We start from the raw sequence: 22403 nt of genomic DNA, 5'->3' as shown, positions 1-22403 counted from the left end.
TCACCTTTTGCCCACATTGCGCTGGTAAGGGCCAACCCTACGCGACGTCCATGGCGTCCGAATGAGTGCGAGTTCGGGAACAATAATGGCAGACAGAACCCAGCTGAGAGTAGCCGACAACAACGACATCGCCGACGATGATCCGTTCGCGGAACTGACCAGGATCATGGGGTTCGACCCGCGCCAGCCGGTCAAGCCGCAGTCGCCCGCCCAGCCGAAAGTCCCAGCCGCCGATCACGCGGCGGAAGAGGGCGATTTCGATATCGATCTCGAGAAGGAAATGATGGCCGAGTTCGGCGCTGACGACAGCGACGCCGTTCCGGTTGCCGAGGCCCATGAGCCTACTTTCGAGCATCGGCCGGCGTTCGAAGCGGCTGAGGCCGGCGCAACGGATGACGACGAGTTTTCGGTTTCGCTCGACGACGATTTCCATCTGGACATGGCTGACGTCGACGACCAAGCTACCGGCTCCAGCCAATCGGGCGCTGCCGAAGCCGCACCGTCCGTCGAGCCGGCTTTCGACGCCGATTTCGGCAATGCCGTCGCCAGTTCGCTTGAGGATGTCTCGCCCTTCGAGGACGATCAGCCGATGGCGGACGAGTTTGCCGCGTCGCTCGACCATGACTTCCGGATTGACGAGGAAGCTGAAGAGGTCCAGCACGCTGTTGACGACGCGCCTGCTGCCGAGACGGCCGCCTCCGATCATGAATTCGACGATGTGATTGCGATCTCGCTCGAAGACGAGCTGATGCTCGACGACCATTCGGTGATGGAACAGGCCCACAGGGCTGCCGATCCCGTCGAGTACCCCATGCCGGAGCAGGCTGCTGCGCCTGACGGTCAGGCCCCCGACGAAAATTTTGCCTCCGACGAAAATCTTGCCAGCCATCTCGACGACGGCATGGCAGATGTCGACATGGATTTTGACGTTCGCGCTGACGAGCCGGTCGCATCCGAGGAGCCGGAAGCGCATGATATGCTTGCCGATAGCGCGGATGCGCAGGGCGAGACGCCCAGCGCTGAAGCAGGGTCGGATGATGCTTTCGACCTGAATTTCGACGACACGTTTGCCGAAACAGTCGAAGAACCGGCCACTGAGTTTGTCGCCGCTCCGGTCCAGCCGGTGGCGCCAGACGTCATCGCAGCCGAGCCGGAGCAAACCCCGATCGAGGACGAACGGAGCCTGGAAGACGAGTTGAATGCGCTGCTGGGCGCCATGACCGCGCGCTCGGCGCCTGTAGCCAAGGAGGAGCCGGTCATGGCTCAGCCGGCTGTCGCCGCGCAGTCGCCTGTCGCCGAGGCTGCAGAGACCACCGAGGAGCCGGCCGATGTTGTCGGTGAGCTCGACTGGGATCTTGACGAACCCGCTCCTGAGGAGCCTAACCACCTCGGCACCGCCCAGGCGGCCGATGCCGATGTCGACGATCTTTTGCATGATGAACCTGAAGATCGGGATCCGGGCTCGGAGGCTGCCGGACATGGTGATGTCGATTTCGACGATGACGCCTTCGACGCGGCCTTTGCCAAAAGCCTGGACCCGCGTGATGCGTCCGCTTCCCGGGACAATTCGACAGATTCTCTCGATTGGCCGGCGGAGCGTTCCACGCCGCCCGAGCCAGTCCGTTCGTGGAGCCGCGTGACGCCGGTTCCGCAACAGCCCTCATTTAGCGCTCAGCCTCCGGTTGGTGGTCAGCCGGCCGCTTCGATGGCACCCATGACCACAGCCTCGGCGGTCGCGGGGGTGACGTCCTACCGTTCGGCCGAGCCGGTCGAAACTGTCGCCCCTGTATCCGCGCAGCAATCGCGCCAGTCAGCGCGTTACGAAGACATGCCCGATGTCGAGACTGTCGATGTGCCCGAGCGTGTCGTGGCGCTGGCGGACGATCTCGACATTCCGGAACTGCATTTCGAGGAAGATCAGCCGGCGTCGCCTGGCTATGACGATCTCGACGCCGAGTTCTCCAGCCTTCTCTCCGAGATGAACGCGGTGGAGGTCGCTCCCGCTACCGCGAGCTACGTGGCGTCTTACGAAGATGACTCTTACGCCGCGGGTTTCAAGCCGGGTTATGACACAGCCAAGCAGGGCTATGACAACGCCAAGCAGGGCTATGACAGCGTCAAGCCGGGCTATGACAGGGCCAAGCCGGGCTATGACAGGGCCTCGCTGGGTTATGAGCCGGAAGCGCGGACCTATGCGGCGCGGCCCATGGAAGTGTCTGCCCGCACGGCGGCGCCAACAGGTTATGCCGATGCCGCCGACGGCTTCGATCTCGACAGTCTGCCCGGCAATCAGCCGGCTTCACAGGCGGACGATTTCACCGTCGACGAACTCGACTACGATCCCGAACTCGATGAGGCGATGGCTGTTCCGGGCCTCGGCGAGCGTGAGGCTGCAAGGCCTTCGCGCGGACGTGGCCTGCTCATCGCCGTGATTGTCGGTGGGGTGGCGGTCGCAGGCGGCCTTGGCGCCTTTGCGCTGTCTTTCGGCGGCAAGGGCGGTAGTGAAGCGCCCGTGATCGTTAAGGCCGACAACGCGCCGATCAAGGTCAAGCCGGAGAATCCGGGCGGGGCCGTGGTACCAAACCAGGACAACAAGGTCTATGACGCGGTCAGGGGTGCGAAGCCCGCCGAGCCGGTCCAGGAGAAACTGGTTACCAACACCGAAGACCCGGTAGACGTACAGGCGAAGGATCCGAGCCGCGCCATCGATCTTTCGCCGGACCAGAACGCCGGCGCCGCAGTCACCATCGGACCCGATGACGGCAACGCCGTGCCGACCGCCGGCGCCGCTTCGACCGACAACACAGCGCCCGCGCCCAAGTCCGAGGATCGCATCGCGCAGGTGCTGCAGGATGCCGACAAGGGCACCAATGCCGATGTCGTCGCCGTTGCGCCGCGCAAGGTGAGGACCATGGTGGTCAAGTCGGATGGTTCGCTGGTGCCGCGTGAGGATCCGGCGCCGGCCGCAACGCAAGTGGCCGCAACCGAGCCGGTCGACCCGGCGCCGCAGCATGTTGCCCCGTTGGCGAAGGCCGATGCGGACCAGACCGGCACTGTGGCGCCCGCCGCCGCCCAGGCAGATGATGGGCCGGCTCTCAAACCGGTGGCCGCAGCACCGGTGGCGGCAGCGCCGGTAGCGACAGCCAAGCCCAAGGCTGAGGCCAAGGCGCAGTCCGCCAACACGCCGACCAAGGTTCCGGTCGCGCCGCAGCGTCCGTCCGACCAGCCGGTTGATGTCGTCGGCGAGGTCAAGCCCGATCAGGTCGCGTCCATCGATCCGGCGTCGACCGCGACCGGCGGCGGCTCGTGGTCGATGCAGATTGCTTCACAGCCGACGGTCGAGAGCGCCCAGTCCAGCTATCAGGATCTGCAGCGCCGCTATGGCAGCGTGCTCGCCGGTCGTACCGCCAACATCGTCAAGGCCGAGATCGCCGGCAAGGGCACGTTCTACCGCGTGCGCGTTCCGGCCCAGTCGCGCAATGATGCGATCAATTTGTGCACCAGCTACAAGGCCGCCGGCGGCAACTGCTTCGTCTCGCGCTAGAGCCGGAGCCAACCAATTGTAGAAGCCGGCGCGGTCACCGCGCCGGCTTTTTATGGGGAAAGCAGATCTGGCGTTTGACGGCTTGTGATCCGGATGATTCCCTTTGATCGTGTGAAGCCCTAAACTGCTGACATGACCGAATCAAAATCCATGATCCTCGGCTGTGCCGGGAAATCGCTCACCCGCGAAGAAATCAATTTCTATCGCAATGAATGCCCTTGGGCCTTCATCCTGTTTGCGCGCAACATCGGCGAGACCGAACAGATCCGCGATCTGGTCGCCGAGATGCGCGACTGTATCGGGCGTCCGGACGCGCTGGTGTTCATCGACCAGGAGGGCGGCCGTGTGCAGCGCCTGCGGCCGCCATTGGCGCCGAACTATCCGGCCGGTGGTGCGCTCGGCGCGCTGTGGCGCGACGACCATGATGCCGGCGCCCGCGCGGCCTGGCTGATGGCGCGGCTGCATGCCTTTGACCTGCTGCGCTACGGCATCACCGCGGATTGCCTGCCGGTGCTCGACGTGCCGATTGAGGGTGCCAGCGATGTCATCGGCGCGCGTGCGTATGGCAAGGAACCGCGACCGGTGATCGAACTCGGCCGCGCCGCGGCCGAAGGGTTGATGTCGGGCGGCGTGCTGCCGGTCATGAAGCATATTCCGGGCCATGGACGCGCCTTTGCCGATACGCATTTCGAATTGCCTGTGGTCAATGCCTCGCTGAGCGATCTGCAGCGGCATGATTTCGCCCCGTTCCGGGAGCTCAATCATCTGCCGATGGCGATGACGGCGCATGTCGTCTACAGCGCCATCGATCCCAACAATCCGGCGACCACCTCCGGCAAGGTCATCGACGAGATCATCCGGCGCGAAATCGGTTTCGACGGGTTGCTGATGAGCGACGACACCTCGATGAAGGCACTTTCTGGGGATTTCCCGACAAAGGCGGCCTCGATCCTTGCCGCGGGCTGCGATCTGGTCCTTCACTGCAATGGCGTTTTCGAGGAGATGGCCGGCATCGCATCGCGGACCACGGGGCTCGAGGGCGCGTCGCTGGAGCGCGCAAAGCGGGCGCTGACCTATATAAAGAACCGGGACACGGTTGAAGAAACCGAAATACGTGCCGAATTCGCCACCTACTTCGATGCAGTGGCCTAGCAAGGGAAAGTGAAAAGCAGTGGCGGAAACATTGGAAAGCAAGGCCGCGAAGGCCGCACCGATGGACCGTCTGTGGGCCGAGAATGACGATTCACGCGTCACCGGCGACCCGTCGCTGGTCGTCGACGTGGCCGGCTTCGAAGGTCCGCTCGATCTTCTGCTGCATCTCGCCCGCACCCAGAAAGTCGATCTGGCGCGCATTTCGATCCTGGCGCTGGTCGAGCAATATCTGACCTTTGTCGAGACGGCGAGGGCACTCAGGCTCGAACTTGCCGCCGACTATCTGGTGATGGCGGCGTGGCTGGCTTTCCTCAAGTCGAAGCTTCTGATCCCCAAACAGCCGGGCGATGAGGGCGAAAGCGGCGAGGAACTGGCGGCGGTGCTGCAGTTCCGGCTGAAGCGGCTGGAAGCCATGCGCGACGCCTCGGCCCGCCTTGTCAATCGCAACCGGCTTGGCCGTGATGTGTTCGCGCGCGGCATGCCGGAAATGGTCATCGTCGAAAAGCGTAACGCCTATTCGGCCTCGCTCTACGATCTCCTGACCGCCTATGCCCAGCAGCGGCAGAAGCAGGCGATCAACAATGTGACGATCGCCAGGCGTGGTGTCTGGTCGCTCAAGGACGCGCGCGATATCCTGACCCGCCTGGTCGGAGCCCTGCACGACTGGGCGACGCTGGAAAGTTTCCTGATCGTGTACATGACCAGCCCCGAGGAGCGGCGCACGGCGATCGCCAGCTCTTTCGCGGCCACGCTGGAACTGGTGCGCGAAGGCACGATGGACATGCGGCAGGACGAAGTGTTCGCTCCGATCTATCTGCGCGGCCGCGCGCAGGCAATCAAGGCAGTCGAGGTGGCATCATGAGCGAACGCGCCAACGCTTCGGTTATCCCGTTCAAGGTCGGCGATGAACCCGAAGAGGAATCGCTCTCCCAGTATCCTTCAGAGCAACAGGTGCAGAATCCGGCCGAGCGGCTGCATCTGGCGGAAGCCGTACGCATGGCCGAGGCGATCGTGTTCGCCAGCGCTGAACCTGTCAGCGAAAAGCAGCTTGCGGCGCGTCTGCCAGATGGCATCAACGTCGCCCTGGCCATGGCCGAACTGCGCCAGATCTATGCCCGGCGCGGCGTCAATCTGGTGCGCGTCGGCGATGCCTGGGCATTCCGCACCGCCGGCGATCTGGCTTTCCTGATGAGCCGCGATACTGTCCAACAAAGGAGGCTGTCGCGCGCAGCGCTCGAAGTGCTGGCGATCATTGCCTATCACCAGCCAGTGACGCGCGCCGAAATAGAGGACATCCGCGGCGTTGAAACCTCGAAAGGGACGCTCGACACGCTGCTGGAAACGGAATGGGTGCGCATGCGTGGCCGGCGCAAAACGCCGGGACGCCCTGTCACCTACGGCACCACCGACACTTTCCTTGATCATTTCGCGCTGGAGGAGATCCGCGATCTTCCGGGCATGGAGGAACTGAAAGGGGCCGGGCTGCTTTCGGGCCGCATGCCGTCGAATTTCTCCATTCCGCAGCCGCCGGCCGATCCCGACGCGTTGACCGACGACGAGGACGCTCTGACCGACATCGACCTCGAGGAACTCGGCCTGCTGACGCCGCGCGTCACGGAGGATTGACTGGCGTAGCTGCCAATCTGTCGAGGATGCGCGGATTCGTAGCGGGCCATCGCGTTGAAAATGCGTGACATCCGCCACCCTTTCATAAACTCTGTCGCAGTTGTGTTTGAATCCCTACGCGAAAGCGCATAGATCATCGCCAGGGAAAACGTTCGAGAGAGATTTGCTATGGGTTCATTTTCGATTTGGCATTGGATGATCGTGCTGGTGATCGTGCTGCTGGTGTTCGGCCGCGGCAAGATTCCCGAGCTGATGGGCGACATGGCCAAGGGCATCAAGAGCTTCAAGAAGGGCATGGCCGACGATGACGTTGCCGAAGACAAGCGCACCGTCGAACACCGTGCGGATGAGACCGTTGCGGCCGCGAAGGAAAAAGCCAGCAAGAGCTGAGCCACAGGTTCTAGTCGGAACAGAGTGCCATGTTTGAAGTCGGCTGGACCGAAATGCTGGTCATCGCGATCGTCATGATCGTGGTCGTCGGACCCAAGGATTTGCCCAATATGCTGCGCACTTTCGGGCGCACGACGGCGAAGCTGCGCGCGATGGCGTCCGATTTCCAGAAGCAGTTCAACGAAGCGCTGAAGGAAGCCGAGCTTGACGACGTCAAGAAGTCGGTCGACGAGCTCAGAGGCCTCAGCCCGATGGCCGAGATCAAGAAGCAGCTCAATCCGTTCGAGCAGGCCGCGGCCGACGTTCGCTCCGGCGTCGATGCGGCGATGAAGCCCAAGCCGGCGGCCGATCCGGCAATGCCTGCCGCTTCGACGCCGCTGGCGGCCGAGCCTTTGAAGAATGGCGCAACGACCATGCCTGGCGTCAACGGGCCGGAAGCCACGCCGGCAGCGCCAATTTTCCCGGCAATGGCCGATGACTCGGTGGTGACGTCGTCATTGCCGACAGAACCGGTCGTGGCGCCAAAGGCGTCCGCGGCGAAGGTGGCCAAGGCTGCGCCGGCAAAGGCAATGCCGGTTGCAAAAGTACCGGCCACGGCTTCGACGAATGTCGCAAAGGCTCCTGCGCCGGCGAAAACGATCGCCACCAAGGCCCCGCCTACGCCCAAAGCGCCAGCGAAGACCGTGGCGGCGGCAAAGGCTGAAACGCGCAAAACCGCGAAGCCTGCTGCGGCCAAGGCGATCGCGATCAAGACCGTGGCGAAAGCCGATCCGAAGCCTACGCCGGCCAAGACACCGGCGGCCAAGAAGACGGCGGGAGCCGCCAAGTGAGCGTTTCGGACAAGGAAAAGGACGAGATCGAGAAATCGTCGGCGCCGCTGATGGAGCATCTGATCGAGTTGCGCCGGCGGTTGATCTGGTCGCTGGGCGGCTTCTTCGTCGCGTTTCTCGTCTGCTTCTTCTTCGCCAAGAAGCTGTTCAACCTTCTGGTCGTCCCGTTCAGATGGGCAACGCAGTGGGCAGGGCTCGATCCGCACAAGGTCGAGCTGATCTACACCGCGCCGCAGGAATTCTTCTTCACCCAGGTCAAGCTCGCAATGTTCGGTGGCATGGTGATCGCCTTTCCGCTGATCGCCACGCAGATCTACAAGTTCATCGCTCCAGGCCTCTATAAGAACGAGCGCAACGCCTTCCTGCCGTTCCTGATCGCTTCGCCGATCCTGTTCCTGATGGGCGCGTCTCTGGTCTATTTCTTCTTCACGCCGATGGTGATGTGGTTCTTCCTCGCCATGCAGCAGACCGGCACCGACGAACAGGTGCAGATTTCGCTGCTGCCGAAAGTGTCGGAATATCTCAGCCTGATCATGACGCTGATCTTTTCCTTCGGCCTGGTATTCCAGCTACCGGTGGTGACCAGCCTGATGACGCGGGTCGGCATGCTGTCGTCCAAGGCGCTGGCCGAGAAGCGCAAATGGGCAATCGTGATTGCCTTCGTCGTCGCCGCGGTGCTGACACCACCCGATCCGATGAGCCAGATCGGCCTGGCCCTCCCGACGATCCTTCTCTACGAGGTCTCCATCTGGGCTGCCCGTCTGATCGAGCGCGATCAGGAAAAGCAGCGTGTGGCGCGCGAGAGACAGGACACAGCGGAAACCGTGGCGGACAAAGCCCCAGACGAGCCTCCGGCGCCTGCTGCCTCCTAATACCGGGCTGCGTGGAAAACGGCTGCCGCTGCCTCGCCTCATCTTGCATCGATCAAGGATGCGGTTTACCCCCTCTTGCTGAAACGCATCGCTATCAAGCGCTGCGTTTCAGTTTTGTTTTGAGCATGTCGTTGTCCAAAACCGCTGCGCACTTTTGGGCGACATGCTTCCTGAGGACGGATGAACCATGCTTGACATCAAATGGATTCGCGACAACCCGAAGGCCCTTGTCGAGGCGCTAGTCAAGCGCTCGTGGTCGGCCGGTGAGGCGCAGTCCACGGTCGACGGGCTGATCGCCTCGGACGAGGCGCGGCGCGAACACGTCACCGAATTGCAGACCAAGCAGGAGCGCCGCAATGCCGCCTCGAAAGAGATCGGCAACGCCATGCGTTCAGGCGATGCGGCACTTGCCGAAAGACTGAAATCCGAAGTCGGCGAGATCAAGACCTTCATCCAGAATGGCGAGGCGCGCGAACGCGAACTCGACAAGGCGCTGAACGATGCGCTTGCGGTGCTGCCCAACGTGCCGCTCGACGACGTACCTGTCGGCAAGGACGAGCACGACAATGTCGTCAAGCGCGTCGTCGGCAAGGCGCCGACACCGCCGAACTGGGTGAAGGAGCATTTCGAGATCGGCGAAGCGCTCGGCATGATGGATTTCGAGCGGGCGGCAAAACTGTCGGGCTCGCGGTTCACCGTGCTGAAAAGCGGCCTGGCGCGGATGGAACGCGCGCTCGGACAATTCATGCTCGACCTGCACACGACCGAGCATGGCTACCAAGAAGTCATCCCGCCACTGATGGTCAAGGACGACGTTCTGTTCGGCACCAACCAGTTGCCGAAGTTCGAGGAAGATCTGTTCTTCACGCCGCACGGGGAGGGCAGGCTTGGCCTGATCCCAACAGCCGAAGTGCCGCTCACCAATCTGGTGCGCGAAGAAATCACCTCGCATGAAAAACTGCCGCTGCGCTATACGGCGCTGACGCCGTGCTTCCGTTCGGAAGCGGGTTCGGCCGGGCGCGACACGCGCGGCATGCTGCGTCAGCACCAATTCTACAAGGTCGAGCTGGTGTCGATCACCGACCAGGAGTCCTCGCTCGCCGAACACGAGCGGATGACGCAATGCGCCGAGGAAGTGCTGAAGCGGCTCGGCCTGCCGTTCCGCACCGTGACGCTGTGCACCGGCGACATGGGCTTTGGCGCGCGCAAGACCTACGACATCGAAGTCTGGCTGCCCGGCCAGAACGCTTATCGCGAGATTTCGTCCTGCTCGGTGTGCGGGGATTTCCAGGCGCGCCGCATGGACGCCCGCTACAAGGACAAAGACGGCAAGGGCAACCGCTTCGTCCATACGCTCAACGGTTCGGGCACCGCGGTTGGTCGCGCGCTCATAGCTGTCATCGAAAACTATCAGAATGAGGATGGCAGCATAACCATTCCTGAAGTGCTGCGGCCTTACATGGGCGGTCTGGAAAAGATCGAAGCGAAATAATGCGCATCCTCCTGACCAATGACGACGGCATTCATGCCGAGGGCCTGGCGTCGCTCGAACGCGTCGCTCGCACCCTGTCCGACGACGTCTGGGTGGTGGCTCCGGAGCAGGATCAGTCAGGCTACGCCCATTCGCTGTCGATCTCGGAGCCGCTGCGGCTGCGCAAGATCGGCGAGAAGCATTTTGCCGTGCGCGGCACGCCGACCGATTGTGTCATCATGGGAGTCAAGAAGATCCTTCCCGGCGCACCCGACCTGATCCTGTCCGGCATCAATTCCGGCGCCAACATCGCCGACGATGTCACCTATTCCGGCACCGTCGCCGGTGCCATGGAAGGCGCGCTGCTCGGCATCCGCTCGATCGCGCTCAGCCAGGGCTACAGCTATGTCGGCGAGGACCGCGTCGTCCCATACGAGACGACCGAGGCGCTGGCGCCGGCGCTGCTGGAGAAACTGGTCGCGACGCCGTTGCCGGACGGTGTTTTGCTGAACGTCAATTTTCCGAACTGCCTTCCAGAAGAGGTCGCCGGAACGGTCGTCACCTCGCAAGGCAAACTGGTGCACAGCTTGTGGGTCGATGAGCGCCGTGACGGGCGCGGCCTGCCTTATTACTGGCTGCGTTTCGGCCGCGAGCCGGTCGAAGGCAAGCAAGGCACAGACCTCTATGCTCTGCGCAACAGGCTGGTGTCGGTGACACCACTGCAGCTAGACCTCACCGCGCATGAAATCCGTGATCAACTGAGCAAGGCGCTTGCATGAACCAGGGCCTCGATGACCGTGAAGGCTTTGCCGCCTTTCTGTTGCGCCTGCGCGGCAGGGGGACGGTGCCGAAGGCGTTGATCGCAGCCTTCGAGGCGACGCCGCGGCGCGGCTTCCTGGCGGCCCAGTTCCATCAGATCGCCTGGTCGGACCGCATGCTGCCGATCGAATGCGGCGAGGCGATCGAAGGCGCGGACATGCAGGCGGCGGTGATCGCCGCACTCGCCATCGAGCAGGGCAATCGCGTGCTCGAGATCGGCACCGGCTCCGGTTATACCTCGGCCGTGATGTCGCGGCTGGCGGCGCGGGTCGTCACCACCGATCGCTACAGGACGCTCGTCGAGCAGGCCAGGCAGCGTTTCGAGGCGCTCGGTATCGGCAATGTCATCGTGCGCCAGGCCGATGGTTCCGGCGGGCTGCCGAACGAAGGGCCGTTCGATCGCATCGTCGCATGGGCAGCCTTCGACAGCCTTCCGCGCTTCCTGCTCGATCAATTGTCGAGCGGCGGCATCGTCATCGCCCCGATCGGGCCCGAGGAGGGCGAGCAGGTGCTGGCCAAGCTGACCAAGGTCGGCAGCCGGTTCGAGCGTGAGGATATCGGCCTTGTCCGCTTGCAGCCTATCCTGCGCAGCGTGGCCGCCGTCATATAGGCGATGTTGCAAACGCCAGCTTCGCGCCCGTCCTCGACACCGGCTCGGCTGACGTAAAATCTCCCCTCAGCTCACCCTCTAATATTTTAAGAAAAATTTCGCCGGATTCCATGGGGTTAACCGTCGAGTAACATTAACGCGCTTTAATCATGCCTAGTTTGTACCGGGTATGTGCGGGTTAGTGCGATGCAACTCAGAGTTTTGAAGACAAACGGTCGCAATCTGGCGCGAGGCTGCGCCATACTGGTGGTCGCGGGTGCTGCTGCGGGATGCAGTTCCCAGGTTTCGCGGTTCAATGGCGTCGACGACGTCTTTACATCCTCGACGAACAATCAGCGCGCGATCATCAACAAGCAGGATGCCGTACAGCAGCCCTATCCGGGTGATGTCGCGGCCGCCCCAATCGATGGCAGCCACACACAGTCGGTCAGCCGCTCCAGCCTCGAGCCGGTTTCGACGCGGCCATTGCCGCCGCCCGTTGCCCAGGCGCAGCCGGCTCCCGCACTGGCGCCTGCCGCAAAGCCGATGCGCACCGCATTGGCTGCGGCGCCGCATGTCGACAGGACCACGACCGGTACCGTCGCTCCGGCCGCATCGCCGTTCAAGGTTGCGCAGCCCGATGCACCGCGCGTGGCAGCTGCTGGTACGCCGCATGCGACCGAGATCGTCGTCAGGGACGGTGAAACGATTTCAGGCATAGCGCAGCACTACAAGGTGCCGGCCGACGCGATCATGAAGGTCAACGGGCTGAGCGCGACCAAGGGTCTGAAGACCGGCCAGAAGCTGGTTATCCCGGCCTATGCCTACTCGAACAAAGGCGAGCCGAAAGTCGCCGAGGTCAAGCCGGCGAAAGACGGCAAGCACGACCAGCCGGCCACGGCACCCGAAAAGGTCGCGGTCCTGCCCCAGCAGCCGAAGCTGAAGGAGGGCAAGTCCGCCGCTCAGGTCGACACGGCGGCCGCCGCAAACCAGCCCAAGCAGCCCAAGCCGCAGATGGCCGCGGCCAAGGCCGCTGGGACCTACACGGTCCAGTCGGGCGATACGATGTCTTCGATTGCCAGGAAGACCGGCGTTGGCGTCGTTGCTCTGAAGCAGGCCAACGGGATGAAGGATGGACTGCTTAAGATCGGCCAGACCCTGAAGGTGCCGACTGGTGGGGCCGCGACGGTCGCCAGCGCCAAGCCTGCCAAGATCGATCCGGTGACCACGGCCACGACGCAGCCAGCGGCAAAGACCACGCCGTCGGAAACGCTGGCGTCCTACACGCCGCCGAAGAAAGATTCGAAAGTCATCCAGCAGGCCGAGGACGACGATGCCGTCGCGCCTGACGCCACCGGCATCGGCAAGATGCGCTGGCCGGTGCGCGGCCGCGTGATCTCCGGTTTCGGGTCCGGCAAGGACGGCGTCGACATCGCCGTGCCGACGGGAACGCCGGTCAAGGCGGCCGAGAACGGCGTCGTCATCTATGCCGGCGACGGGCTCAAGGAATTCGGCAACACGGTTCTGGTGCGCCACGAGAATGGCCTGGTCACCGTCTACGGCCACGCCAGCTCTATCGAGGTGCAGCGCGGCCAAAAGGTCAAGCGCGGCCAAGAAATCGCACTGTCGGGCATGAGCGGCACGACGGACTCGCCGAAGCTGCATTTCGAAGTGCGCAAGAACTCTGCCCCGGTCGATCCGTCGGGCTACCTCGAATAGAAAAAAAGCAATTTGCAGGCCGTCTGACCTCCAGTCCGGCCCGCCGGCTCAGCCCGCTCCGCCAGGAGCGGGCTTTTTCAGTTGGTTGCGAGATGCTTGTTCCTCAAGACTCAAAGATGATCGCGGAGCGTGTCGGCGATCATCACTTCAAGGCTGCTGGCCTTCACCCCTAAGAGTGCCTCTGCGTCGGATGAATCGACCAGCAAGGGCCTTTCGAAGAGGTAGCTCATCTCGATAAGCTCATGCATGCCCAATGCTTCCATCTCTGAGACCGAATAGGAACGTACTTCTGAAACCTCCCGGCGAAGCATCGCCGCGGTTTTCAAGATGAGTTCCCGGGGGGAGGCGTGTTGCGAGGGAACATGAAATGCCCGTCCCCATTCACCCGTGTAGCGGGAGGCCGCGACAAGTGTCCTGGCGACGTCCCTGGTGAAGCTCCAGGCATGAGTTGCCTCAAGGTTTCCAATGAAAGCGTTGGGCTTCCCCTCGATTATGGAGGGCAGCGCGACCAGTGAGAAATAGCTGATCGCGCCCTGTCCCAGATAGTCGCTTGACCGCACTTCGATCGCCGGTACTTTGGCACGGACCGCCCGCTGCCACATGATGGTCCTGGCAGTTCCTTTCTTCGAAGTCGGGTCCAGAGACAGGTCGGAGCGAAGCGGGCTATCGGCATTTTCCCCATAACCATAGAGGTTTCCGAGCACGATGAGCTTCGCGCCGACAGTTTCCGCTGCGCGCACGGTGCCATCGATGATGGGAAAAAAGTCGGTCGGCCACCGATGATAGGTGGCCATCGCACACATGAAGATGACATCGGCGTCTCGGCAGATGCGCGACAGCTCCGAGGCATCCGTGGCGTCGGCCTGTATTGGCCGCACGTTCTGCAACGCGTTCGAGCCGACGCTTCGGCTTGTGAGAACGACATCATGTCCTTCCTCGCCAAGAAGGCGAGCGGTCTCGCTTCCAACCGGCCCTGCACCGACAACAACATAGAAACTCATCGCAACCTCTCTTTCAACCTTGATGGAGAGGCGGAAGTACAGGTTCGCGGCATTGAAAATCGCGCGAGAATTGCCAAATCTTCAACAGATTTTGCCATGAATCGAGAGAGCATGCGTTCGCAATTCGCTTCGGACCAATCCTCGTCCCACGTAACGATGGTTTCCCGGCATGTCGAAGCAGGCGTCCATCGTCTGTCGCGGGTGCCACACCATCGCATCATGGTGCATGCAAGCGCGGCGACGCGCTCTTACTGCAATGAGGTTGGACGATATTTCGTGAGGCGAGCCGGCGATATCGACCTGGTACCCGCCGGCCAAGAGGGCGGCTTCGAGGCCGAAAGCCCGTTCGACACCATTGAGATTGCATTGCGGCCGGCCTTGATGGAAAGGGTGGCGGCGGAACTTGGTGGCAAGGCGCGAGCATCGCGGCTCGACACACGCCACTTACTTCGGGACCCGCGCATCGAACATCTTGCTCGAGCACTCGAGAGCGATCTCAATGCAAACGCGCCGAGTGGTTCCTTGTTTGCCGACAGCGTTGGTGCCGCACTCGCGGTGAGGCTGCTTGGCCTCGATGATCCTGGTATCGATCGAACGAACCGGCTGTCGGATACCCAGCTCAAGCGCGTGTTGGAGCACATTGAGGCCGCATTACACGAGCCCCTCTCGATCGATCGACTAAGCCGGGTTGCCGGCGCGAGCAGTTCGCATTTGCGGACATGGTTCAAGGTGGCGACGGGCTTTACCCTGCACCGCTACGTGTTACGACGTCGCGTCGAACGCGCACGGGTTCTGTTGCAGCGAGGCGATCTCAGCACAAGCGAGGTCGCAGAGTTGACGGGCTTCGCACATCAGTCACATCTGGCGCATTGGATGCGCCGCGAGATCGGCCAAACGCCGCGTGACTTGCGAAGGGCGTCGCGGCCCAAATGACCTTGTCTTTGGATTGCGTTGGTGACGCAATCCACGCCTCAATCCTTCAGCGGTTTGCCGAGCCGGCCGGCCAGGTCCTGGGTGAACTGCCAGGCGACGCGGCCCGAGCGGCTGCCGCGGGTCGTCGCCCATTCCAATGCTTCGGCGCGCAGTTGCTCGGGATCAATGGCGAGGTCGTGATGGCGGACATAACCGTCGATCATGTCGAGATATTCGTCCTGGGAGCATTTGTGGAAGCCGAGCCACAGGCCGAAACGATCGGAGAGCGAGACCTTTTCTTCAACCGCTTCGGACGGGTTGATGGCGGTCGAGCGCTCATTGTCGATCATGTCGCGCGGCAGGAGATGGCGACGGTTCGAGGTAGCGTAGAAGATGACATTAGCCGGGCGTCCCTCGACGCCGCCTTCAAGTGCTGCCTTCAGCGACTTGTAGGAGGTGTCGTCGTGGTCGAAGGAGAGGTCGTCGCAAAACAGGATGAAGCGGAAGGAGGCTGCCTTCAGCAATCCCATCAGTTTCGGCAGCGTGTCGATGTCCTCGCGGTGGATTTCGATCAGCTTCAACGGCAGCTCGGACTTGGCCTCGCCGTTGATCCGCGCATGGACGGCTTTGACCAGCGACGATTTGCCCATGCCGCGCGCACCCCACAACAACACGTTGTTGGCTGGATAGCCGGCGGCGAAGCGCTCGGTGTTGTCGACCAGGATGTCGCGGACGCGGTCGACGCCACGGATCAGGCCGATGTCGACGCGGTTGACGTTGCGCACCGGCTCCAGATAGCCCGGATCGGCCTGCCAGACGAAGCAATCGGCCTCGCCGAGGTCGGTTTGGGGCACTGGCGGCGGGGCGAGGCGGCTCACCGCCTCGATCAGCCTGTCGAGTTTCTGGTTCAGGGCTTCAATGCTGCTGTCGGTCATGTCTGTCTTTTGTTTTCTGTTTTACCTGTCGCGTCGAGGTTCGAAATCGGTTGCAACCTTTTGTTCGAGCATGATCTTTTCTCAAAACCGGCTCGCGCTTTTCGCGATCATGCTCTAACACGGCTCAACAGGCCGGAAAAGCAGCCGATTTGGCTGGCCGCGCAGTTGCATTGACAACTTTACCGACTATATTCCGGCCAAATTTCAAGGGGCCGCCAAGTTGGCGGCTGTTTTCTAAATTCAGGAGTACCTCGATGTTCGTGACACCGGCATACGCTCAAGGCGTCGGCGCTTCTCCCGACATGTTCATCAGCATTTTGCCGTTTGTCCTGATTTTCGTGATCATGTATTTTCTGATCATCCGGCCGCAGCGCACGCAGTTGAAGAAGCGCGGCGAGATGCTGGCGGCGGTTCGTCGCGGCGACACGGTCGTCACCGGCGGCGGCTTTGTCGGCAAGGTGACCAAGGTGATCGACGATAACGAACTCGAGATCGACCTCGGCGGTGGCACCAAGGTGACCGCGCTGCGTTCGACGATCGCCGATGTGCGCGTCAAGGGCGAGCCGGTGGCGAACCAGAACGCCAAGAAATAACCAGATTTCAGGCGGAGCGATCCGCGGACACGCTCTGACGGACGACGCCATATGTTGTATTTTTCGCGCTTCAAGATGATCCTGATCTGGGTGGCAGTGGCCATCACGGTGATCCTCGCCGCGCCCAATCTCATCCCCGCAAGCACCTTGGCCCAACTGCCCAGCTGGGTGCCGAAGCGTCAGATGACGCTCGGCCTCGACCTGCAGGGCGGCTCGCACATCCTGCTGGAAATGAATCAGAACGATCTGATCAAGGATCGGCTGGAGACGACGCGCGACGAAATCCGCACACTGCTGCGTGACGCCAAGATCGGCTATACCGGCCTTGCCGGCACGGGGCGGACCTTGCAGGTCCGCATCACCGATCTCACTCAAGTGGATGCCGCCAAGACGGCGCTGAAGACGCTAACCGATCCGGTTGCTGCCGGCCTGTTCACCGGCGGCTCCATCCAGGAAATGACGCTCGACGATTCCGAGCCCGGCCTGCTCAAGTTCAACGTCACCGACGCCGGCATCAAATATCGCACATCGACGGCGTTGACGCAGTCGATCGAGGTGGTCGAGCGCCGCGTCAACGAACTCGGCACGACCGAACCCATCGTGCAGCGGCAGGGCGACGATCGTATCCTTGTCCAGGTGCCGGGTCTTCAGGACCCGCAGCGGCTTAAGGAAATCCTCGGCCAGACCGCCAAGCTGACCTTCCAGATGGTCGACCAGTCGATGCCGGTGCAGGACGCCCTCAACGGTCGTCCGCCCGCCGGCTCGTCCGTGCTCTATTCGCAGGACGACCCGCCGGTTCCCTATCTGATCGAGAACCGCGTCATCGTTTCCGGCGAAAATCTCGTGGATGCGCAGGCGACATACAATTCGCAGAACAATGAGCCGGTGGTCTCCTTCCGTTTCGATTCGAAGGGGGCTGCGCGTTTCGGCCAAGCCACCGCGCAGAATGTCGGGAAGCTGTTTGCCATCATCCTCGATAACCAGGTGATTTCGGCGCCGCAGATCCGCGAGCCGATCCTCGGCGGCACCGGCCAGATCTCGGGCAATTTCACCGCCCAGAGCGCCAACGACCTGGCCGTGCTGCTGCGCGCCGGTGCCTTGCCCGCGACATTGACGGTGATCGAAGAGCGCACGGTTGGCCCGGGTCTCGGCCAGGATTCCATCCATGCCGGCAAGGTCGCCGGCATCATTGGTTCGATCCTGGTCGTCGTGTTCATGTTCGTTGCCTATGGATTGCTCGGCTTCCTCGCCAACATCGCGCTAGCGGTGCACGTGGCAATGATCGTCGGACTGCTCTCGCTGCTCGGCGCGACACTGACCTTGCCGGGTATCGCCGGTATTGTGCTGACCATCGGCATGGCAGTCGACTCGAACGTGCTGATCTACGAGCGTATCCGCGAGGAGCGGCGTGCCGGCCGCTCGGTGATCCAGGCGATCGATACCGGTTTCACCAAAGCGCTGGCGACGATTGTCGATTCCAACATCACCTCGCTGATCGCGACCGTGGTGCTGTTCTATCTCGGTACCGGACCGGTCAAGGGCTTTGCCATCACGTATGCGATCGGCATCCTGACGACCGTCTTCACCGCGTTCACCTTCACCCGTCTGCTGGTCTCGATCTGGCTGCGCCGCGCTCGCCCGAAGGAGTTGCCGCGTGCGCCAGTGACCTTCGTCCCCGCCGGCACGAAAATTCCGTTCATGGGAATCCGTCGCTGGACGTTCACGCTGTCGAGCGTGCTGTCGATCTTGTCGGTGGTGCTGTTCATGACGGTCGGCATCAACTACGGCATCGATTTCAAGGGCGGTTCGCTGATCGAGGTTCAGGCCAAGAGCGGCAATGCCGACCTCGCAGACCTCCGCGCGCGACTGACCGAACTCAATATCGGTGAGGTGCAAGTCCAGCAGTTCGGTACGCCGAACGACGTGTTGATCCGTGTCGGGACCCAGGATGGCGGCGAGAATGCCGAGCAGACCGTCATCGACAAGGTGCGCGGCGAACTGCAGGACAATTATGACTTCCGCCGCGTCGAAGTGGTGGGGCCGACCGTCTCGGGCGAACTCGCCAAGCAAGGCACGATCGCCATGCTGATCGCGCTGCTTGGTATTCTGATCTATGTCTGGTTCCGTTTCGAATGGCAGTTCGCGGTCGGTGCCATCGTGGCGACGGTGCACGATGTGGTCATGACACTTGGCTTCTTTGTCATCAGCGGGCTCGAATTCAACCAGTCATCGCTGGCGGCGATCCTGACCATCATCGGCTATTCGCTGAACGATACGATCGTGGTCTATGACCGTGTTCGAGAGGATCTGCGAAAGTACAAGCGGATGCCGCTGCCGCAACTCTTGAACAACGCCATCAATGAGACGCTGTCGAGAACGACACTGACCTCGGTGACGACGATCCTTGCGTTGCTGGCGCTGGTGCTCTTCGGCGGCGAGGTGATCCGCTCGTTCACCATGGCGATGCTGTTCGGCGTCGTTTTCGGCACCTATTCGTCGATCTTCATCGCGGCACCGCTGCTGATCCTGTTCAAGCTGCGGCCGCAGGCTTCGGTAGACGAGGAGAAGCCGCTCGGCGGTGGCAAGGCGGTCGCGACCTGACGCGCCGCCCCGAAGGGGTGACAAAACGGTGACCAGCAAAGGCATCGTCATCCGCGAGGCTCATTTTCCCGGCCGCGCGCCGATCGAAGCCTACGGCAATGGCGGGTTCCGCTTTGCCGACATGTCGCATCGCGGCTCGCTGCTCTGCCTGCCATCCGGCATCCATGGCTGGGAACCGGCGGATCCGTTTGCCCTGACTGTGGCGGATTTCGACAAGCTGCTGGGAGAAGCCGAAAAAGTCGAGATACTGCTGGTCGGCATGGGCAGGGATCTCAGGCCATTGCCCGCCACACTACGGGCCGCGCTGAAAGCGGCCGGCATTGCGTCCGACCCGATGTCGACCGGTGCAGCGGTACGGACCTACAATGTCCTTCTGGCGGAAGAGCGCGCCGTGGCCGCCGCGCTCATTGCCGTCGACTGACATGTCTCAAAATGCCGAAATCGTCATGGACGCAGTGCGCGCCGGCGACCCTGACCGCTATCTCACGGCGCTTTATGCGCCGGCAGACAAGCGCGACGCGCTGTTTTCGCTCTACGCCTTCAACGCCGAAGTCGCAGGCATCCGCGACCGCATCCACGAAGCGTTGCCGGGCGAGGTGCGCCTGCAATGGTGGCGCGATGTCATAGCCGCCGGCGGCGAGGCCGGCGCCGGCCATCCCACAGCCGAAGCCTTGAATGCCACCATAGCGACATTCAACCTGCCGAGACTGGCCTTCGAGAACATGCTCGATGCGCGCATCTTCGATCTTTACGACGACCCGATGCCGTCGCGCACCGATCTTGAAGGCTATTGCGGCGAGACGGCCGCCGCGCTCATTCAGCTTGCGGCAATGGTGCTCGATCCCGGCGAGGCGCCGCGCTTTGCCGAACTGGCGGGCAGGGCAGGCTGCGCGCAGGCGATGACCGGCCTGCTGCTGTTGCTGCCATTGCACCGCAAGCGCGGACAGTGTTTTATCCCAGCCGATATCCTTGCTGCGGCTGGCTCTTCGCCGCAAGAATTCATCACAGGCGATGGCGGTCCCGGTGCCAAGCGCGCAGTGGCGGCAATGACCGCTCTGGCGCGGGACCATCTTTCCGCCTTCGAGCAAGGTGCTGCGGCGTTGGCGGTCTCGCTGCGCCCGGCATTTCTACCGCTGGCGCTGTCGCGCGCCTATCTCACGAAAATGGAGCGCGGCTCCCCACTCGACGGTGTGGCGCGGCTGTCCGCCGTGCGCCGGCATTGGCTGCTTTTGCGCCGCGCGACCAAAGGCTGGCCGGCATTTTGACGTAAACGTCAATCATGCTAAGGAGTCCTCGAGCCAGAACTATCGCCAAAGACGACAGGCCGGCCGGAGGAGATACCCGTTCATGAGCCTGCCGCTGCTGATCGCGATCGTCGCCCTTGGCATTGCGCTGTCGGTTGCCGCGGTGCATTTCACCGGCGGCAGCAAGACGGCAACGCTGGCCGGCGCCGATCAAGCAATGCGCCGATTCGCCGAGGATTTTCCCGACGAGATAGCGGCATTGATCCGCCTGACGGCGGACGCCAGGACCGCTTTTCTGGATATCGGGCGAGGGCGCATCGGGATCGTTCATAGCATCGGCGACTGCTTTTTGACCCGCATCGTCACGCCTGAAGATGTGGCGGTTTTGAACGTCGGAGATGTGAACACGGTCTCGTTCCGGCTCGCCGATTTCACCTGGAAGGGCGGCCGCTTTCGCTTTTCCAGCGCAGCAGATGCACAAGGCTTGCTGAAGACACTTCAGCCGCAACATCCAAGTTCCGCCCGGGAGGCTGCGTGATGGACGACTACAACTTCCCGCAGGTTACTCAGTTGGCCATTCCGTTCTTCGTTGCCGCGATCCTGATCGAGCTTTGGCTGGTGCGAACCGGCCGCGCCAAGGGATCGTTCGAGACGCGCGACACCTTGACCAGCCTGATGATGGGCACCGGCAATGTCGTTGCCGGGCTGCTGCTTGGCGTCGTGTCCTACTGGGCGCTGCTGTGGCTGTGGCAATTCCGCGTCTTCAATCTCGGCCTGTCGGTCTGGGTGTTCCTTGCCGCCTTCCTGCTCGATGATCTGCGCTACTATCTCTATCATCGCATCGCGCACCGGGTGCGCTGGGTATGGGCGGAGCACGTCAACCACCATTCCAGCCAGCACTACAATCTGTCGACGGCGCTGCGGCAAAGCTGGACCGGCCTGTTTACCTTCATGTTCGTGCTGCAGGCGCCGCTGGTGCTGCTCGGCTTCCATCCGGCGGTCATTGCCTTCACCTTCGGCTTCAATCTGGTCTGGCAGTTCTGGATCCACACCGAGACGATCGGCAAGATGTGGGGCTGGTTCGAGTTCGTCTTCAACACGCCCTCGCATCACCGCGTCCACCATGCCACCAATCCGCGCTATCTCGATGCCAACTACGCCGGCACGCTGATCATCTGGGATCGCATGTTTGGCACCTTCGTCGGGGAATTGGAACAAGACCGGCCGCGCTACGGCATCGTCAGGAACCTCGGCACCTTCAATCCGCTGAAGGTCGCGTTCCATGAATGGATCGGCATGTTCAGGGACGCCCTTGCGCCGGGGCTGACCTTGAGCGATCGCCTGAATTACCTGATCAAGCCGCCAGGCTGGAGCCATGACGGCTCCCGCGAAACCTCGGAAAGCCTGAAGGCTGCCTATGTCAGGCGAAATCCTGACGAGGCCGGCAAGCCAGGGTTGCCGATGGCTGGTGTCGAGCTAGCCGAATAACTATCGCCTCAGGAAGGTTCTCTCGACCCGCCATCACGCATGAGCGTCTCATAGTCGCGGCCGCCATAGAAAACACTAACGATGCGGACGAAGTTGTCGTCGACGATGTAAGCGATGACTGCAGAGTGCTCGAACGGAACTGTTCGCAATCCCGGCAGGATGTCGTCGCGGGAACGACCGCCGCGAGGCGCGTTGCCGATGCTCTGGCACCGGTCTTCGATCCGCAGAACGAACTTCAATGCGACATCGGGACTTCCGCTGGCCTCGACTACATGTCTGAAAATGTTGGCAAGATCATTTCTGGCATCTTCGCGATACTCGACCTCAAGCCGCCGAATCATCAGCACGGCTCGAATACTGGGCGAAGAGGCCCCGGAGGTGAGCGCGAACCTCTTCTCCCGAACGGCCTGGCCTTGTATCCTCCATCGACGCCTTAACCCGGGCCCTGATCGAGGCCATGCGCTCGGCATGCTCTTCCTCTTCGCGCTGGAAGGCACGAAGGGCGGCGCGGATGACCTCGCTGGCCGATCCGAAGGAGCCGTCTTCAACCTTTTCGCGGATCATGCGCGCCATTGCGGGCGTGACGGTGACGGATAGTTTCTCGGCGGATTCCATGG

22 protein-coding genes are annotated in these 22403 nt (G+C 62.3%); 18 read left to right on the top strand and 4 right to left on the bottom strand.

The window, feature by feature from the left end:
* Positions 1 to 85 precede the first annotated feature (85 nt).
* From NKH57_RS08750 to NKH57_RS08700, 11 genes are all read left to right on the top strand, one after another.
* A complete protein-coding gene (locus NKH57_RS08750; protein WP_352943534.1) occupies positions 86 to 3544 on the top strand; it encodes an SPOR domain-containing protein in 3459 nt (1152 codons plus the stop codon).
* 132 nt (positions 3545 to 3676) lie between these two features.
* Complete coding sequence (gene nagZ / locus NKH57_RS08745) at positions 3677 to 4696, top strand: beta-N-acetylhexosaminidase (protein WP_023757624.1); 1020 nt, start codon at positions 3677 to 3679, stop codon at positions 4694 to 4696.
* A 61-nt stretch (positions 4697 to 4757) separates the two neighbouring features.
* A complete protein-coding gene (locus NKH57_RS08740) occupies positions 4758 to 5558 on the top strand; it encodes a segregation and condensation protein A (RefSeq protein ID WP_023757623.1) in 801 nt (266 codons plus the stop codon).
* Positions 5555 to 6322: an SMC-Scp complex subunit ScpB gene (gene scpB, locus NKH57_RS08735; RefSeq protein WP_023757622.1), complete on the top strand. Its 768-nt coding sequence runs from the start codon at positions 5555 to 5557 to the stop codon at positions 6320 to 6322. The genes NKH57_RS08740 and scpB overlap by 4 nt, the downstream gene beginning before the upstream one ends.
* A 168-nt stretch (positions 6323 to 6490) precedes the next feature.
* Complete coding sequence (locus tag NKH57_RS08730) at positions 6491 to 6712, top strand: twin-arginine translocase TatA/TatE family subunit (RefSeq protein WP_013531295.1); 222 nt, start codon at positions 6491 to 6493, stop codon at positions 6710 to 6712.
* Between the two features lie 29 nt (positions 6713 to 6741).
* Complete coding sequence (tatB, locus tag NKH57_RS08725; protein ID WP_023757621.1) at positions 6742 to 7542, top strand: Sec-independent protein translocase protein TatB; 801 nt, start codon at positions 6742 to 6744, stop codon at positions 7540 to 7542.
* Positions 7539 to 8414 (top strand): twin-arginine translocase subunit TatC, encoded by an 876-nt coding sequence (tatC, locus tag NKH57_RS08720; RefSeq protein ID WP_023757620.1) that lies wholly within the window; start codon positions 7539 to 7541, stop codon positions 8412 to 8414. The genes tatB and tatC overlap by 4 nt, the downstream gene beginning before the upstream one ends.
* Positions 8415 to 8601: 187 nt before the next feature.
* Positions 8602 to 9906: a serine--tRNA ligase gene (gene serS, locus NKH57_RS08715; RefSeq protein WP_352943531.1), complete on the top strand. Its 1305-nt coding sequence runs from the start codon at positions 8602 to 8604 to the stop codon at positions 9904 to 9906.
* Positions 9906 to 10664 carry a 5'/3'-nucleotidase SurE gene (gene surE, locus NKH57_RS08710; protein ID WP_023757618.1) on the top strand — a complete coding sequence of 253 codons (759 nt, stop codon included), beginning with the start codon at positions 9906 to 9908 and terminating at the stop codon, positions 10662 to 10664. Before serS ends, surE begins: the two co-directional genes overlap by 1 nt.
* Entirely contained in the window at positions 10661 to 11314 is a 654-nt protein-coding gene (locus NKH57_RS08705) for a protein-L-isoaspartate(D-aspartate) O-methyltransferase (RefSeq protein ID WP_023757617.1), read from the top strand. The genes surE and NKH57_RS08705 overlap by 4 nt, the downstream gene beginning before the upstream one ends.
* 186 nt (positions 11315 to 11500) lie before the next feature.
* Positions 11501 to 13012, top strand: a complete 1512-nt coding sequence (locus NKH57_RS08700) for a peptidoglycan DD-metalloendopeptidase family protein (protein WP_023757616.1) — start codon at positions 11501 to 11503, stop codon at positions 13010 to 13012.
* A 110-nt stretch (positions 13013 to 13122) separates the two neighbouring features.
* Here the strand turns inward: NKH57_RS08700 and NKH57_RS08695 are convergent, their stop codons facing one another.
* Positions 13123 to 14013 carry an NAD-dependent epimerase/dehydratase family protein gene (locus NKH57_RS08695; protein ID WP_352943528.1) on the bottom strand — a complete coding sequence of 297 codons (891 nt, stop codon included), beginning with the start codon at positions 14011 to 14013 and terminating at the stop codon, positions 13123 to 13125.
* 96 nt (positions 14014 to 14109) lie between these two features.
* Here NKH57_RS08695 and NKH57_RS08690 point away from each other — a divergent pair, with 96 nt between their 5' ends.
* Positions 14110 to 14946 (top strand): helix-turn-helix domain-containing protein, encoded by an 837-nt coding sequence (locus NKH57_RS08690; RefSeq protein WP_502907271.1) that lies wholly within the window; start codon positions 14110 to 14112, stop codon positions 14944 to 14946.
* Between the two features lie 38 nt (positions 14947 to 14984).
* Here the strand turns inward: NKH57_RS08690 and NKH57_RS08685 are convergent, their stop codons facing one another.
* Complete coding sequence (locus NKH57_RS08685) at positions 14985 to 15860, bottom strand: ATP-binding protein (protein ID WP_352606983.1); 876 nt, start codon at positions 15858 to 15860, stop codon at positions 14985 to 14987.
* A gap of 254 nt (positions 15861 to 16114) precedes the next feature.
* On the opposite strand from NKH57_RS08685, the gene yajC reads away from it, so the two are divergent.
* The 6 genes from yajC (at position 16115) to NKH57_RS08655 (ending at position 21786) form a co-directional block, all read left to right on the top strand.
* The gene (gene yajC, locus NKH57_RS08680) at positions 16115 to 16453 is read left to right on the top strand and encodes a preprotein translocase subunit YajC (RefSeq protein ID WP_008876289.1); all 339 of its coding nucleotides are present in this window, start codon (positions 16115 to 16117) and stop codon (positions 16451 to 16453) included.
* A 51-nt stretch (positions 16454 to 16504) separates the two neighbouring features.
* Positions 16505 to 19054, top strand: coding sequence for a protein translocase subunit SecDF (gene secDF, locus NKH57_RS08675; protein WP_352827833.1), 2550 nt, complete (start codon positions 16505 to 16507; stop codon positions 19052 to 19054).
* Between the two features lie 28 nt (positions 19055 to 19082).
* Positions 19083 to 19475 (top strand): Mth938-like domain-containing protein, encoded by a 393-nt coding sequence (locus NKH57_RS08670; RefSeq protein ID WP_352827830.1) that lies wholly within the window; start codon positions 19083 to 19085, stop codon positions 19473 to 19475.
* A gap of 1 nt (position 19476) precedes the next feature.
* Positions 19477 to 20319: a phytoene/squalene synthase family protein gene (locus tag NKH57_RS08665; RefSeq protein ID WP_352827827.1), complete on the top strand. Its 843-nt coding sequence runs from the start codon at positions 19477 to 19479 to the stop codon at positions 20317 to 20319.
* A gap of 82 nt (positions 20320 to 20401) precedes the next feature.
* Positions 20402 to 20836: a hypothetical protein gene (locus NKH57_RS08660; protein WP_352827825.1), complete on the top strand. Its 435-nt coding sequence runs from the start codon at positions 20402 to 20404 to the stop codon at positions 20834 to 20836.
* Positions 20836 to 21786 (top strand): sterol desaturase family protein, encoded by a 951-nt coding sequence (locus tag NKH57_RS08655; RefSeq protein WP_352943524.1) that lies wholly within the window; start codon positions 20836 to 20838, stop codon positions 21784 to 21786. The genes NKH57_RS08660 and NKH57_RS08655 overlap by 1 nt, the downstream gene beginning before the upstream one ends.
* Before the next feature lie 8 nt (positions 21787 to 21794).
* On the opposite strand, the gene NKH57_RS08650 is transcribed toward NKH57_RS08655, so the two are convergent.
* On the bottom strand, positions 21795 to 22127 hold the full coding sequence (locus tag NKH57_RS08650; protein ID WP_352606995.1) for a type II toxin-antitoxin system RelE/ParE family toxin: 333 nt from the start codon (positions 22125 to 22127) through the stop codon (positions 21795 to 21797).
* Entirely contained in the window at positions 22111 to 22401 is a 291-nt protein-coding gene (locus NKH57_RS08645) for a type II toxin-antitoxin system ParD family antitoxin (protein WP_352606997.1), read from the bottom strand. Before NKH57_RS08645 ends, NKH57_RS08650 begins: the two co-directional genes overlap by 17 nt.
* Positions 22402 to 22403 lie beyond the last annotated feature (2 nt).

Origin of the sequence: Mesorhizobium sp. M1050, from assembly GCF_040318715.1 — a bacterium.
Taxonomy (GTDB): Bacteria; Pseudomonadota; Alphaproteobacteria; order Rhizobiales; family Rhizobiaceae; genus Mesorhizobium.
This window is presented reverse-complemented; position numbering and strand designations above follow the sequence as displayed.